This is a genomic window from Flavobacterium sp. GSP27 (genome assembly GCF_003970395.1).
Classification (GTDB): domain Bacteria; phylum Bacteroidota; class Bacteroidia; order Flavobacteriales; family Flavobacteriaceae; genus Flavobacterium.
In genome coordinates, this window is record NZ_RYDP01000005.1 from 91108 (window position 1) to 105233 (window position 14126).

Annotated in this window: 10 protein-coding genes; 2 read left to right on the forward strand and 8 right to left on the reverse strand. The window is 33.6% G+C overall.

Going from position 1 to position 14126, the window contains the following annotated elements; translation table 11 throughout:
- Nucleotides 1–244: 244 nt before the first annotated feature.
- Nucleotides 245–385, forward strand: a complete 141-nt coding sequence (locus tag EKM05_RS06140) for a transposase (protein ID WP_126554157.1) — start codon at nt 245–247, stop codon at nt 383–385.
- Between the two features lie 231 nt (nt 386–616).
- Here the strand turns inward: EKM05_RS06140 and EKM05_RS06145 are convergent, their stop codons facing one another.
- From EKM05_RS06145 to EKM05_RS06175, 7 genes are all read right to left on the reverse strand, one after another.
- Complete coding sequence (locus EKM05_RS06145; protein ID WP_126462497.1) at nt 617–1708, reverse strand: alpha/beta fold hydrolase; 1092 nt, start codon at nt 1706–1708, stop codon at nt 617–619.
- 131 nt (nt 1709–1839) lie between these two features.
- On the reverse strand, nt 1840–3522 hold the full coding sequence (ggt, locus tag EKM05_RS06150) for a gamma-glutamyltransferase (RefSeq protein WP_126554159.1): 1683 nt from the start codon (nt 3520–3522) through the stop codon (nt 1840–1842).
- Nucleotides 3523–3538: 16 nt separating this feature from the next.
- Entirely contained in the window at nt 3539–4969 is a 1431-nt protein-coding gene (locus tag EKM05_RS06155) for a SusD/RagB family nutrient-binding outer membrane lipoprotein (RefSeq protein WP_126554161.1), read from the reverse strand.
- Between the two features lie 10 nt (nt 4970–4979).
- Nucleotides 4980–8546: a SusC/RagA family TonB-linked outer membrane protein gene (locus EKM05_RS06160; RefSeq protein ID WP_233590886.1), complete on the reverse strand. Its 3567-nt coding sequence runs from the start codon at nt 8544–8546 to the stop codon at nt 4980–4982.
- Between the two features lie 143 nt (nt 8547–8689).
- Nucleotides 8690–9796, reverse strand: coding sequence for a FecR family protein (locus EKM05_RS06165; protein ID WP_126462486.1), 1107 nt, complete (start codon nt 9794–9796; stop codon nt 8690–8692).
- A gap of 79 nt (nt 9797–9875) precedes the next feature.
- The gene (locus EKM05_RS06170) at nt 9876–10484 is read right to left on the reverse strand and encodes an RNA polymerase sigma factor (protein WP_126462483.1); all 609 of its coding nucleotides are present in this window, start codon (nt 10482–10484) and stop codon (nt 9876–9878) included.
- A gap of 510 nt (nt 10485–10994) precedes the next feature.
- Nucleotides 10995–11294, reverse strand: a complete 300-nt coding sequence (locus EKM05_RS06175; RefSeq protein WP_126554163.1) for a transposase — start codon at nt 11292–11294, stop codon at nt 10995–10997.
- Nucleotides 11295–11511: 217 nt separating this feature from the next.
- On the opposite strand from EKM05_RS06175, the gene EKM05_RS06180 reads away from it, so the two are divergent.
- A complete protein-coding gene (locus EKM05_RS06180) occupies nt 11512–12420 on the forward strand; it encodes an SH3 domain-containing protein (RefSeq protein ID WP_126462479.1) in 909 nt (302 codons plus the stop codon).
- A gap of 102 nt (nt 12421–12522) precedes the next feature.
- On the opposite strand, the gene EKM05_RS06185 is transcribed toward EKM05_RS06180, so the two are convergent.
- A complete protein-coding gene (locus EKM05_RS06185; protein ID WP_126554165.1) occupies nt 12523–13932 on the reverse strand; it encodes a hypothetical protein in 1410 nt (469 codons plus the stop codon).
- Nucleotides 13933–14126: the final 194 nt, after the last annotated feature.

Here is a 14126-nt window from a genome sequence, read left to right on the forward strand (position 1 = left end):
CCTAAAAAAAACTGATACATTTCGGCTTTTTTAGGGGCTTTTTTTATGTGTAAATAGGAATGCTACAGTAGTGTTGACAATAATTATTTTATCAGGTATTTTGTTTTGTTCAGAGTTCCTACGATTTCAAAGAGATTCAATGCGCCCCCCTTTTTTAAGTCTCTACTTGCCGTTGCCGATGATATATTGGACTTGCTAACTTTACCAGCATAAAAAGTTAAGAACAAAAACCTTAATTTAACTTATGAAACAAGTGCGTAAAATTTATGACCGAGCTTTTAAAGAGAAAGCCGTTCAATTGAGTTATGATAGACATAAGATCTCTGAACTAGCCAGAGAATTGGAAGTTACCGCTTCCCAGTTGTATAGATGGCGAAAAGAATAAGAAGAGTTCTGACAAAGAAGTTTTTCTGGGAATGGAAATTTTGTATTGTTTTTTCAGTAGTTAACAAAATTTACTATTAACAAATGCACTCACTCACTTGAAATCAATATGGCTAATTTGGAGGCAACATAAAAGTGTTTTCCTGTTTTCCGTTAAGAAACATAAATCGTAAACTTAAAATCTACCTTAGTAAGTTTTGATTTCTGGAAAACAATATTAAAAGCTTGAATTTTACTTAATTTTGGGTTCAGATTTTTTAAGTAATTCTTTAAGATATTTACCCCATATTTTTGGATTGGAATGTGTGCCATGGCCAGTGGTTTTATCTGTAATAGGTAATAAGATATATTTTCCATTTTTAACGTTTTTAATTTCTTTCTCCATTAATCCGAGTTCAGGAGGGTTTACTTGATCATCGGCAGAATTTATAGCAATTAAAGGGGCTTTAATTTTTGACAAGTAAGGTTGCGGATTGTAATCTCTTGAGGAATCAAAAGCATAAATCAGATCATTAGCATCTAATGTTGATGAATATCGGGCTAAAGTATTTTCCATCATTATTTCTGCTTTCTCTCTGGTTGGGGCTGCAATTTGCCATTGTAACGGACTACTCACCATAAACATCAGAGATAATATAGCGCCAGTCATTCCTTGTTGTGGCTGTTGAATATAATTACCCTCTTTCCACTCAGGATCCATTTCGATTAATTTAATCGCCATTTTTCTTTGAATGCGGTTTCTACCGGCTATTTCTGCTGGTAAGCTTGCCAAAGGCATTAGTGCATCCATAAAATCAGGGTAGGTGTAACCCCAAACCCAAGTGTGCATGCCGCCCATTGATGTTCCCATTACCAATCGAAGATGATCTATTTTCAAATGTTCAGTCAGTAATTTATAGTTTGCCAAAACCATATCGTCATAATTGTATTTGGGAAATGCCATCTTTAAGCCATTGCTTGGTTTGCTCGATTTTCCGTGTCCAATATCATCTGTTAAAACAATAAAATACTTTGTGGCGTCTAACAATTGACCCTTTCCAAATAAATTGCCTCCAAACTGTTTGCTCAAAAAGGCGCTTCCGCTTCCGGTGGTGCCATGCATAATTAAAACAGCATTGTTAATTTGACCTTTCTTATTTTTTGTTGGTTTCCCAATGGTTGTGTAATGTAGTTTTAGTTGGTCTAAATATTCTCCACTTTTAAAAGTAAAATCTTTTATTAGATAATCTCCCTCAATTGGTGCTGGAAAATCTGTCTGTGCAGTAACATATTGGACAGATAAAATATAAAATAAAATAAAAGCACATGTGTTTTTTATTAACATTTCATTAAAATTTAAATTAATAATTTTGGAATAAGATCAGGATAAATTATATTATTTGTTCTTTTATTTTGATGAGACTATTCGAATAAAGAAAAGTTGTTTCAGGTATGATCTTGCTTAAAAAAAGATAATTAATATCCTGCGGCCGCACCATCTTTTCTGCTTTCTGAGGCGCCAAAATATACTTTTCTTATGGCGTCATACATTATCGCCTGATAACCACCATAATAACCGCCAAAGCCAACTTTATGTCCCTTCTTGATCAATTTGTTTATTTCTTCAAAATCAAAACCACTTTCAATTAGGATTTCGCCTTTGCCTGTTGACAGCTCGCCCGTAAAATCAGTTGAACCAATGTGTTCAAACCTTGGTGCATCTCCTGCTTCCTGTAAATTCATACCAAAATCAATCAGGTTCATTAATATTTGAACATGACCTTGAGGTTGAAAATCGCCTCCCATTACACCAAAACTCATAAATGGTTGTCCATCTTTAGTAACAAAACCCGGAATAATAGTATGAAAAGGTCTTTTCTGAGGGGCATACGAATTTGGCGTTCCTTCAGCCAAATTGAAGCATTCGCCTCGATCCTGAAGCATAAAACCTAATTTTGGCGGAACCATTCCAGATCCCATGCCTCTATAATTACTTTGAATTAAAGAAATCATGTTTCCTTCTTTATCGGCGACAGTCAAATAAACTGTACCGCCATTGCTTTCTTTTCCAGCTTTAAAAGTCCCTGCGCGGTCAGGATTAATTAAATCCCTTCTTTCAGTTGCGTACTCTTTAGATAATAAATCATTTACAGAAACTTTCATAAAATCTGAGTCCGCATAATATTTAGCGCGATCTTCAAAAACAAGTTTTTTTGCTTCGTTTACAATGTGCAAATGTTGAGCGCTACCAAAGGGTATTTTACTAAAATCATAACCTTCTATAATATTAAGCATTTGCAAAGTAGCCATTCCTTGTCCGTTTGGTGGTAATTCCCATACGTCATACCCCCTGTAATTTGTTGAGACAGGTTCAATCCAATCCGAATGGTGTGTTGCAAAATCTTCATACGCTAAAAATCCGCCTTGAGCTTGAATAAATTTAGCAGATTCTCTGGCAATATCTCCTTTATAAAAAGCATCTCTTCCTCCTTTGGCAATTTTTTTATAGGTATTAGCTAAAAATTGGTTTTTAATAATATCTCCTTTTTGAGGTAATTTGCCATCTACAGTATAAGTTTCCTTGATATTAGGGTACTGTTTCATATATTTATTTATCGTGACTTGCAGATAATAAGCAATTAATTCTGTAGTTGGGAAACCTTCTTCAGCATATTTTATACTTGGATTTAAGATGTCCTGCATGGGTAGTTTTCCAAATTTATTATGCAATTCGAACCAACCATCAACACAACCTGGAACCGATACTGGCAGGGGACCACTTGGTGGAATGTGTGTAATGTTATTTTTAGTGAAGTAATCTAAAGTTAGTGCTTTTGGAGATCGTCCGCTGGCATTCAAGCCATAGAGTTTTTTGGTTTTTGCATCCCACACTATCGCAAAAAGATCACCACCAATGCCGCTACCTGTTGGCTCCATCAAGCCTAATGCGGCATTTACAGCTATTGCGGCATCCACTGCTGTACCTCCTTTTTTTAAAATATCGATTCCTATTTGTGTTGCTAAGGGTTGACTGGATGCTACCATTCCGTGTTGCCCAATAACTTCAGATCTTGAAGCAAAATTCCTGCCCGTTAACCGGTCTTGAGCAAGTATAAATGTTGTTGATATCAGCAACAAAAAGAGGAATCGATTTTTCATTTGTGTATGATTTTAATTAGTTTATATCCCAATATAATTTAGTTTCGCTTTTGTCGCCACCTATTTTTGTAGCCGCGTTCGTGTAATTAGTTCCATTTAACTGTTGCTCATTTGCTGGATATTTCATCCGGTTTGGATAACCTGAAAAAGCATTTACGGGTATTGTTAATTTTGGGAAATCTAATCTGCGAACTTCCAACCATCCTTCAAATGGGCGATTGTATAATGCAATCCATTTTTGGAAACCTATTTTTTGTTTCCATCCACCTGCAGCGGTCGTGTAAGCAACGTCCGATCTTAATAAGTATTTATCAGCATTTGCCTCAGTACCGCCCCAATATAGTATTGAAGCTTTAATGGCATTATTATAATGAGATTCTGCAGAACCAGTTACGTTGTAGCCACGCTCTTTTGCTTCAGCTCTATAAAATTCCATTTCCACGTAATCTATTAATACGTTTGGCGCGCTAGGGTCAGCTACACGAGTACTTGGCTTTGACATTTTTGGATAATCACTTGGGATGCCCATTATGCCTCCAACGTATAAGCCTACATTATTCACTCCAAAAAAACCTGGTTTACGTGGATCTTCAAAACTATTCAGAACATCCATTAAATCTTTTGCCGCAATATAATCGGTGCGATTGGCCAACACCAGTTGATCATACAACGGATTATTATTAGGTATTGCGGTAAAATATTTAACAAAACCATTATTAGATATCGCGTTAATAGCATTTGGATTGGCTTTTTCAAAGGCTGTTTTCGCTAATGAATTATCTACGTCAGATATTGTCATAGCCATTCTTACCTGTAAAGAGTTTGCAAAAGAAATCCACTTTGCTACAGAACCTTGAAAAATAATATCTTCTGACGATGTGAAGCCAGGAGCACTAATACTTAATTTGGCTATGTCATTTTCCAATCGGATCATTAATTCTTTGTTAACAGTTTTGGCGTCATCATAAACTGGGAAAAGTAGCTGATCATCTAACGACTTGGAGTAAGGAATATCGCCATAAGTAGTCACCAAAATGTTAAAGGTGTACACTTGCATGATATCGATAATTGCTAATTGATTTGTTTTTATAATTGGATTTAAAGTAACATCATTTGTTATAATACGGGAGCTTTCTTTTAAATCATTCAAAACATCTCTATACATTCTAGTCCACCATGCATCATTAATCGACCTTGTGACATAATTAAATTGTGCCTCTTCCTGAATAACAGCCTGAGCCCAATGATTTACAAAGTGTCGAAAGATGTTAACATTTACACTGGCTGAGGCTAAGCCATCTGACAATGTTTTAACGGCATTTGAGAATAAACTACCCGGAGGGACTTCACTAGCCCGTTTAGTTTCATCATTAAAACGAGTAATGTCGTCTGTACAGGCGCTAATTAGTAACACCAATACTACTATTGAAATAAATCTTTTTTTCATGATTGTAAGTTTATAATTTTACTTTTACGTTTAACCCAATAGCACGTACTGTAGGGTAAGATCCACTTTGATAGCCTTGTATGTTGCCTGAAGATAAGTTTTCTTCAGGGTCAGCGTAGGGAACATTTTTATGGATTAACCATAAGTTTCTTCCAGTCAACGAAAATTCTATTTCATTTATAGATTTAATTCTTGACATTATTTTTTTTGGAAGAGAATATGAAATCGCTACCTCGCGAAGTTTAACAAAACTCGCATCATATACAAAATTTGATTGAGGAAGATATCCACTAGTGCCTGAAACTATAGTAACTCTTTTTGTGTTAGGTTCTCCATTCGCTGTAACTCCTGCCAAAATTATACCTCCTCCATTGGCAACAGCATCTCGTTTTGGGTTTCCAAGATCATTAAGTCCAACAGTTTCGGGTAAAATACCCGACATTGTACCGTAGTACATGTCTAAAGAAAATAATTGACCTCCTTTTTTTACATCAATTAAAAAACTTAAGTTAAAATTTTTATATCTGAAACTATTACTCAAGCCACCAATCCAATCTGGATTAACATTTCCAATTACATTTGAGGTAGTAGTTGTAAATTGATATAAACCGTTATCCTTTATAAGTCGTTCCCCATTTAACATTTCATAAGTCACCGATTGTAATTCGCCATAAGGTTTACCTAACGAAGCATTTAAGCTAACTCCACCTTGGAAAGTTCCTAATTGCAAGTTTTTACTGTCGTTGTATAAGGATAAAACTTTATTACGATTTCTTGTGAAATTTAAATTCACATTCCAAGAGAAATCGGCGCCTTTTACCGGAGTTGCAAATATAGAAACTTCGATACCTTTGTTTTCAATATCACCGGCATTAATAAATTTGCTGGAGTAACCTATAGCAGTAGAAACAGCTACAGGAATAATTTGATCTACTGTGTTAGTATGATAATAAGAGGCATCAAAACCTATTCTGTTATTAAAAAAGGACATTTCTAAGCCAATTTCTTTACTGATTGTATTCTCAGGTTTTAATGCACTATTGTTTTTAGTATTAGGTAAAGAAAAAAGCAATGTGCTATCAAAAGGATTTGGCTTATCATACACATCTCTTAGACTTCCCCAAGCGGCATCATTTCCAACAGTAGCATAATTTAGTCTAAGCTTTCCAGAAGATAACCAGGGTAAATTTTGAAGATGATTATAAAAAATATAACTGCCGGAAACGGCATAATAATTATATGCATTTGCTTCTTCAGGCAAGGTTGAAGATTTATCCCTACGCAAGGTTGCATCTAAAAGAAGTAATTCCTTGTAATTTATTGTTACGCCACCAAATACACCATCTACTGCTTTTGGTTGATACGATTCAATCGCTGCAGGGACAGTTCCTTTTGAATTAGAAACGGCATAAAGTTTTGGAACAACTAAACCTCCTGCAGTTTGAGAAAAAATTGAACTTATTGTATTTCTTCTAATATTGAGACCAGCTAAGGCATTAAGACTGAAATCGTCATTTAATTTTTTATTTATTGTTGCCAATAAATCGTAATTAGTTTCATTAAAATTTCTATCAAAACGAGAATAAGATGAAATTCCAGCACTTCCCACGGCTCTTCTTTCCTGTTGCATTTCTGAATAGGTATCTACAGAAACTCGGCCTAAAAGGTCTAACCAGTCGGTAACCTTATAGGTGATTGTTGCGTTTCCAATGACCCTGTTTCTAGTATCGTTTTGATAATTCTCATAAACAACCCAATATGGATTATCTGAAAAACCGGGAGTTAAATTGGTAAGTTTTGTAGGATCAGCCCAGTTCCAAGTAATATTTTTTCTATTTCTAAAATAGGCATCTTTTAATTCTAAAACATCAACATTTGTCTGATTAAAATGTCTGAAATTACTATTCACATTCCTTCCACTATCATAACCTGTTCCATATCTTCCTTTGCCATCAACTTGGGAATAATTTACTAATCCACTTACCACCAGTTTGTTTGTTATATTATAACTAGCACTAAGATTTACAATGTTTTTTAAAACACTTGCATTTGGTAATACGCCTCTTTCATCATTTCTGGAATATCCAATTTTAAAAGAACCTTTGTCAGCAACTAATCCATCAATCATAACATTATGATTCGTAGAAATAGCGGTTTGATAAAAACTGTCCGGTCCGTTTTTAGGTGCAATCCAAGGTTTTGGTTTTTGATAATTTGGTGATGCCTGATCAAATGCTTCCCAATCATATACTAATAAATTTGGGTCATAACGTGGTCCCCACGAACGTGGCGCAAATGTAGGTACTACCAAGTCTTTAATTCCATCAGCATTAGCATCAAAAAATAGAAACCCATCTTTATCCTGAGGAATTGAACGCCCAGCGCCATATTCTTGTTGGTATTTTACAAATGTTGTTTTATCTATATTGCCAACCGTAACTCCGCTATTTACAGAAATTCCAAGCCCGTTTTTTGGTTTTTTGGTGGTAATCATTATTACCCCATTTGCTGCTCTTGAACCATAAAGTGCTGAGGCTGCGGCTCCTTTTAACACGTTAATCGATAAGATATCATTTGGATTAATATCAGCCGCTGCATTACCATAATCATAACCGCCTGCCCCTGATCTTTGCGACGCTGAATTTGTATTCGAATTATCCACCGGAACTCCATCTACTACAAATAATGCTTGATTGTTTCCTGTCAATGATTTATTTCCTCTAACTACAACATTTACTGATCCTCCTACAGAGTTACCTTGAGTTATTTGTAAACCTGAAATCTTTCCGGATAGTCCACTTGCAACGTTTCCTACTTGCGTTTTATTGACATCATCACCACTTATTTGTTGAGCCGCATAAGGAAGCGTGTTTTTTTTGCGTCGAATACCAAAAGCGGTAACTACAACTTCATTAAGGCTTTGTCCTTCCTCTTTTAAAACGACAGTAAGAAAACCACTTCCTAAATTAACTTCTTTGGTTTCCATCCCAATAAATGATATTACTAAAACGGATCTTACAGAAGGCACTTCAATAACAAAACTTCCATCAATGTCTGTTTGAACCGAAATAGTAGATCCTTTAACGTGAACATTAGCTCCTGGGATCGTTAATCCTTTTTCATCAACTACCTTTCCTTTTATTATTATAATAGCAGCTATTGCTTTAATTTCTGTCTGATCCAAACTTTCTGTCGCTGTATTTATCATCGAAATGCGCTCTCTTTGTAGTACAATCAGATTGTTTATTTCGTCATACTTAATGCTAAGTGGTTTTAAAATGCGTGAAAGTACGCTGGATAATAATTCATTAGTGGCTTCTATGTCCACTTTTTGTTTTAACTGAGTCATTCTTGAATTATAAGAAAACTTAACGTGTATTGATTTCTCAAGTTTAAATAAAGCATCATCCAGACTCACATTCGTCATGCTAATTGTCACCTTAGTGTCAAGTTTTCTTTGTTCTTTACCACTATCTGCCAATACTACATTAGAAAAAATGAGAGCTAAAACAAATTGGAATAATGTTAACTTTATGATACGATAGCGTCGTCGTTGTTTTACTACAGTTTTTTTCATAATTTTGGTTTTTTGGTTAATACTTTAATTGGTTATTAGCGAAACATTACAATTGTCTTTTACAGGAGATCAATTGATTTTTTACGGCGTCGTAAATGTTACAGCATTTTCGGCGCTTTTTTTAATTTAATATAAATTGTAATTTAGTTGCAACCAATTGATTGAATACTAATTTGGTTACCATTCATTTGATACGTTGTGTTATTTCCAATACTTTCACAGATTATTTTTAATTTTTCAGATAAGGGCTGGTCAGTTAGTGAAGTAGTAATATGACATTCTTTCAACTTATTTTCTGGAAAATCAATATCTACTAAATACGCTTGCTCTATAGTTCTAAAAATTTGGACTACTGGAATATCGGTAAATTCAAAACTTAATTTTTCTACGTCACCAAGAGCACTAGTTAATGATTCATCTTGTGTTATATTGGTAATTTTATTGAATATAAGGGTTTTTCTACCATAACGAAGTGCTTGATTAGGCAATAAAATCACTTCTTTCTTTGTTGAATTAAAAGCAGATTTATTGGAATGGATTTTGACAATACCTGTTCTAACTATTACCTCCACATTAGAATCGTTTTCATAGGATTTTATTCTAAAACTTGTTCCTATAACTTTAGTTATTATTTCATTTGAATAAACCAAAAACGGTTTTTTAGCATCTTTGCTTATTTCAAAAAAACCTTCACCAGACAGATAAACTTTCCGTTCGTTTCCGACAAATATTTTAGGATAACTCAATTTACTTTTTGGTTGTAATAAAACCGAACTGCCATCTGACAAGATTATAACTTGGGACTTATTGGAGTTGTTTGTTTGCTCTAACAGGCCATCGGAATTCTCTTTAATTAATTCATTATAATTAAGCTCTCCATCATTGGCATTAAAAAAATTATGATAAAACCAAGTTGATATCAGCCCAAATACAAGTGTTGCTGCAATGCCTTTAATCCAATTGTTTCTTAAAAACAACACTTTGGTTTTGCGAGTGGTTTTCTTTTTATTCTCAATTTTATGCCAAGTAGCTTCCAAAGCAGTCTGAACTGCATCAGCTGATAAATCGTCTGCGGGAACTTTCATTGCAAAAATCAATACGCGCGCTTCTTCAACTAATTTAGCTCTTACGGGGTTTTCCAAAGTCCAAAGCTCCCAATTTTGTTGGTCGTTTTGTTGTAGTACCCATCTTTTGAAGGATTCATCGGCCAAAAATTCGCCTATTTCAATATAATTATTACGGTTTTGCATGAATAAAAATGGGTTATAAAAGGAAAGAGGACATTTTTTTAAATTGATACTCACTTAATTCTAAATTTTTTCAAAAAATTTAAAATACTTGAGATAACAATAAAAAAAGAAGAGACTTATTTTCTTTCCAATTTTTACGAATATTTAGTAAAGACCTGTGAATCAAATTGTTTGCTGACTGATAATTAACTCCGAGTAGTTCTGCAATTTGTTCAACGCTTAGTCCTTGATGGTATCGCAGATATAAAGCCTCTTTCTGTCGTGCTGGTAAATTATTGATGAGCTGGTTGAGTGTTAAAACTTTGATAGCCATAGATTCATCAGCGATAAGAATATCCTCGATGGTAAAATCAAAAGTAAACGGAATCAAATCTACAGTAGTGGACTTTCTGAAAATATGGTCTCTTTCGTGAAGTCTGGCAATACGTTTTCGGACACTTGATAACAAATAAGCTTTTACGACAACATTATCATTAAGGGAATTTTTGTAAACCCATACGTCTGTAAATACGTCCTGCACACAATCTTGTACCTTTTCAGGAAAAGGAGTAAACGAATTCCCATATCGCACTAAATGACTGTAATACTTTTTAAAAAGTGATGAAAAAGCCTTTTCGTCTCCTGATTTTAAAGCTTTCCAAAGGACAGAATCATCTAAATTATCAACAAGTAGTTTTTGGCTATTCAAAATTAATTTTGGCGTTAGAGTATTGTTTTTATATAAAAATTATAACATAGGTTTTTGTTAAATCAGCTTTTAGGTCTTGGTAATAAGATAGTTAATAAGTAGTAAGCCGTAATTAATTATTGGTTGCCTAAAAACTACATTTATAAATGACTGTAATATGACTTTTTGTATGTTATAAATATTCTTTGCAAGACGGTTAATTAATAGTACGGGTATCATTTTAAATAAAAAAATAAGTTTTTGTTGTAATTTTTTTAAGAAAAAACATATACTTTTACATTATTAAGATTGTTTGATTATTTTATTAATTTTATTAAATATTAATTTTTTATTAACAAAACTCTTAATAATAACTTAATTAAAAAAATGTTTTAAAAGAATAATTGTTTGTTTTTAATTTTACATTCATAAAACTTTTCCATTGATAATAACTTCTTTGACCAACTTGCAATACTTTACACATCTTTTCAATCGGAAATATCTTTTCATTGTTTCTGATGAAAGTATAAATCATCGACCGTTTTTGGAAAAGATGCCAATTGCTTTTTTTAATATATCTCGCTCTAGTTCCGCATCTTTTAGTTTTCTTTCAAGTTCAGAAATTCGTTCCTGTTCTGGCGTTTGCTTTAAATTGCCGTTACCTGGAAAACTTCCTTGTCCGAACTCTTCATACTCTTTTCGCCACTTATATAACTGTGAAGCAGTTATACCTAATTCTCTGGCAAGTTCGGAGATATTATGTCTCTCATAACTCAATTGAACTGCTTTCTCTTTAAGAACTCGGTCATAAATTTTTCGCACTTGTTTCATAAGTTAAAATTAAGGTTTTTATTCTTAGCTTTTTATGCTAGTAAAGTTAGCATGTCCAGAATGTGCACACTCTTTATTACAGGCTAGATAGCGCTCCTTATTGTTATTGGAGACTATTAGTTTCTAAAAAAAATCTTAAATTAACGGCTTCTGGTGATACTTTCTTAGTTGTTTTTAGTATTTTGGCAGTAGAATCATTTATAAGAAACTGATTAGTATGAAATATAGAGTAGCTACCCCGTCATTAAATCTAAGAGATTTTCCGGCAACGCATGATAATTCCAAAATTTTAATAAAAATACCGTTTAGACATACCGTTAAATTAATTGAAAAAACTGCATCAGATTGGTGGAAAGTAAAGCTTTTGAACACTGAAAAAGAGGGTTTTGTATTATCAAAAGATATTGAGCTCGTAGATGAAACCACTGAAAAAAGTACGGATATTGAAGTGCCTAATTTTGAACTGGGTGCACGAGCAAGTCTGGACAGTAAAGAGGAAACGTACAAACCTATTGGTGATCCTTCAATTCCTTTTAGGGATTTAACTAGTCTTGAGTCTAAACTGACGTCAATTCGCAATATCATCACTGCACTGGATGTTTCAAAAAGTTTTCGGTATCAGAAAGACGCATCGGATACCTATTGTAATATTTATACTTTTGATTATTGCTTTTTTGCCAAGGTCTATATTCCCAGATTGAGATGGACGGATAAGGCAATTGAGCAACTGGAGAAAGGGAACGAAGTGGCTGTTATTTTTGATGAAACGGTAAGGCCTTTTTATTCAAATTACATCTATGATTGGTTTTTACAATCCGGAAATGAGTTTGGATGGGAAAGAATCGCTGATGTTAATGAACTTCAAGAGAAAGTAAATGCTAATGGTGGTGTAGGAATCATCTGTGCCAAAAGAATTGTTTTGAATAAATCCGGGCATATAGTAGTAGTGGTGCCAGAAACAGATACTGATAAAGCCTACAGGAAAGAGGGCAAAGTTATTTATCCGCTGCAGTCTCAGGCAGGAGCTGATAATTATAATTATTTTTCAGAAATCAGAGAAGATTGGTGGAGTAATAATGATCCTGAAAGTGGGTATGCTTCTGCTATTTTTTATTATCATGATTAATTAAAACCTCTTGTAAATAGTTTACTTCTTGTGGGGTTAAGTCACTAAGAAGTATACATACTTTCAGGTTTTTCTATAAAGACACTAGTGCATTTGCAGTACTTACTTTTTAATTAGTAAAGAACTGCAAAAGCCATTTTCGTAATAACGAGCGTGTAAACTGTTGTATATTTGTTCGTAAATTGCTAAAGGATCATTTGATTCAATTGTAATAGACAATATGTTTTCTAAAAGTGCGATAAGGTTTGCTGGTACATCTGTTTCTTTGCCGTGTATAATAGATTCATAAACAAAGTTATTCCATTCTAAATCGCAAATAGGATTTTCTATTTCGTTTAATAAGGCATGATCCAGAATAAAAACAAGAAAATTCAAAACCTCTTGTAGGTGTTTTTCGTCGAAATAGTCAAATATTCGAAACTCAATACCATGATTTTTGTGCTTGTGAAAATTGATGTCTAGGCCAATTTTATCAATCTTTTCATAATCTGATATTTCAGAATAACGGTTCACCCACCACATTGGATTTTCATGCATGGGATGTTCATCAAAATTCATCTGGACAATCTTCCCGGTTTTCATCACATTGGTGTCATAAGTGCCCACACCAATGTACCTTGACATAGCACATCGTTGTGATGCTTTTGTCAAATTGACGCTGCTGTCATTGTGCGACAAATAATCAGAAGAACCAAATTTTATCATAAACAAGGGGCTCAGCCATTGGAATAATCGAATAGCCCTCTGGTGTTTTTTTATAAAACCTAATTTGTCCTTAATTTCTCCATCACTATTTAACTCAGTTGGAATAGTTAAATTGAAGTGATAGGTCATATTATTAAAAACAGAATAATTCGTATCGTTTGAAATAAATATGGCAAAGGGATGGTTTACAGCACATATTTTTACAGGGCCGTATTCCGTAAAGATTTTGTCTTTATCAAAAGCGTTTTGTAAATGGTGTATGAAACCTTGTTTTATTGTAGCTAATTCAGCAATAACCGAGTCAACATCTGTTTTGTAAAATTTTTGCGTAACAAATTCAACTGTGTCACCATCAAAAATGAATTCTTTTTGAAGCTCGTCTATAAAATAAGGATTGTTTTTTTGTAGTATTTCAAAGATACTTTCCCCTGAATAGTCAGGATTTGGTTCATTATCTATGGGATCAAAAGTCTTATGTTGGTTGTTAATGTCCGTTTTTGTAAACGAATGGGAATTCATCAGTACCGGCAAATAATATTCTTTATCGGATAATATTTTCAGCAATGAATTCTGGTATATGTTTTCTTTGTAATTCTTAAAATGATTAACACTATACTTTTCATGAAGTCCTTTAGTAAGCAAAAAATCTTTGTCCACCACACGATGGTTTTCAAACTCTAAATAGCATTCATTTTCAATTCCTACGCCCCAATACAAATCATTTGATCTGTAATGATTTCTATAGTCTTTGTGTTTATCCAATAATTCAATTTCAAAACTAACAGCATTCATGCTATGATCCGTCATACACTTTTTTCTCCTTTTTTTAATAAATTATGTTGATATGGGAAGCTACTTTATCAGGTAGTTTTTTTGGAGTGTTTTTTATCTGTTGTTTTAGTTACATTGAAACAGATTCTTAAATACTTCGTTTTTTTAATGGGGTTGATGTTGTTTTTTATACCCATACAAGGCCTAAAGAAGACAACTCAATTTTTTTG

Bases quoted from the DNA above. Each gene is read 5' to 3' on its own strand.
- EKM05_RS06140 (WP_126554157.1), top strand. From the start codon at position 245: ATGAAACAAGTGCGTAAAATTTATGACCGAGCTTTTAAAGAGAAAGCC.
- EKM05_RS06145 (WP_126462497.1), bottom strand. From the start codon at position 1,708: ATGTTAATAAAAAACACATGTGCTTTTATTTTATTTTATATTTTATCT.
- ggt (WP_126554159.1), bottom strand. From the start codon at position 3,522: ATGAAAAATCGATTCCTCTTTTTGTTGCTGATATCAACAACATTTATA.
- EKM05_RS06155 (WP_126554161.1), bottom strand. From the start codon at position 4,969: ATGAAAAAAAGATTTATTTCAATAGTAGTATTGGTGTTACTAATTAGC.
- EKM05_RS06160 (WP_233590886.1), bottom strand. From the start codon at position 8,546: ATGAAAAAAACTGTAGTAAAACAACGACGACGCTATCGTATCATAAAG.
- EKM05_RS06165 (WP_126462486.1), bottom strand. From the start codon at position 9,796: ATGCAAAACCGTAATAATTATATTGAAATAGGCGAATTTTTGGCCGAT.
- EKM05_RS06175 (WP_126554163.1), bottom strand. From the start codon at position 11,294: ATGAAACAAGTGCGAAAAATTTATGACCGAGTTCTTAAAGAGAAAGCA.
- EKM05_RS06180 (WP_126462479.1), top strand. From the start codon at position 11,512: ATGAAATATAGAGTAGCTACCCCGTCATTAAATCTAAGAGATTTTCCG.
- EKM05_RS06185 (WP_126554165.1), bottom strand. From the start codon at position 13,932: ATGACGGATCATAGCATGAATGCTGTTAGTTTTGAAATTGAATTATTG.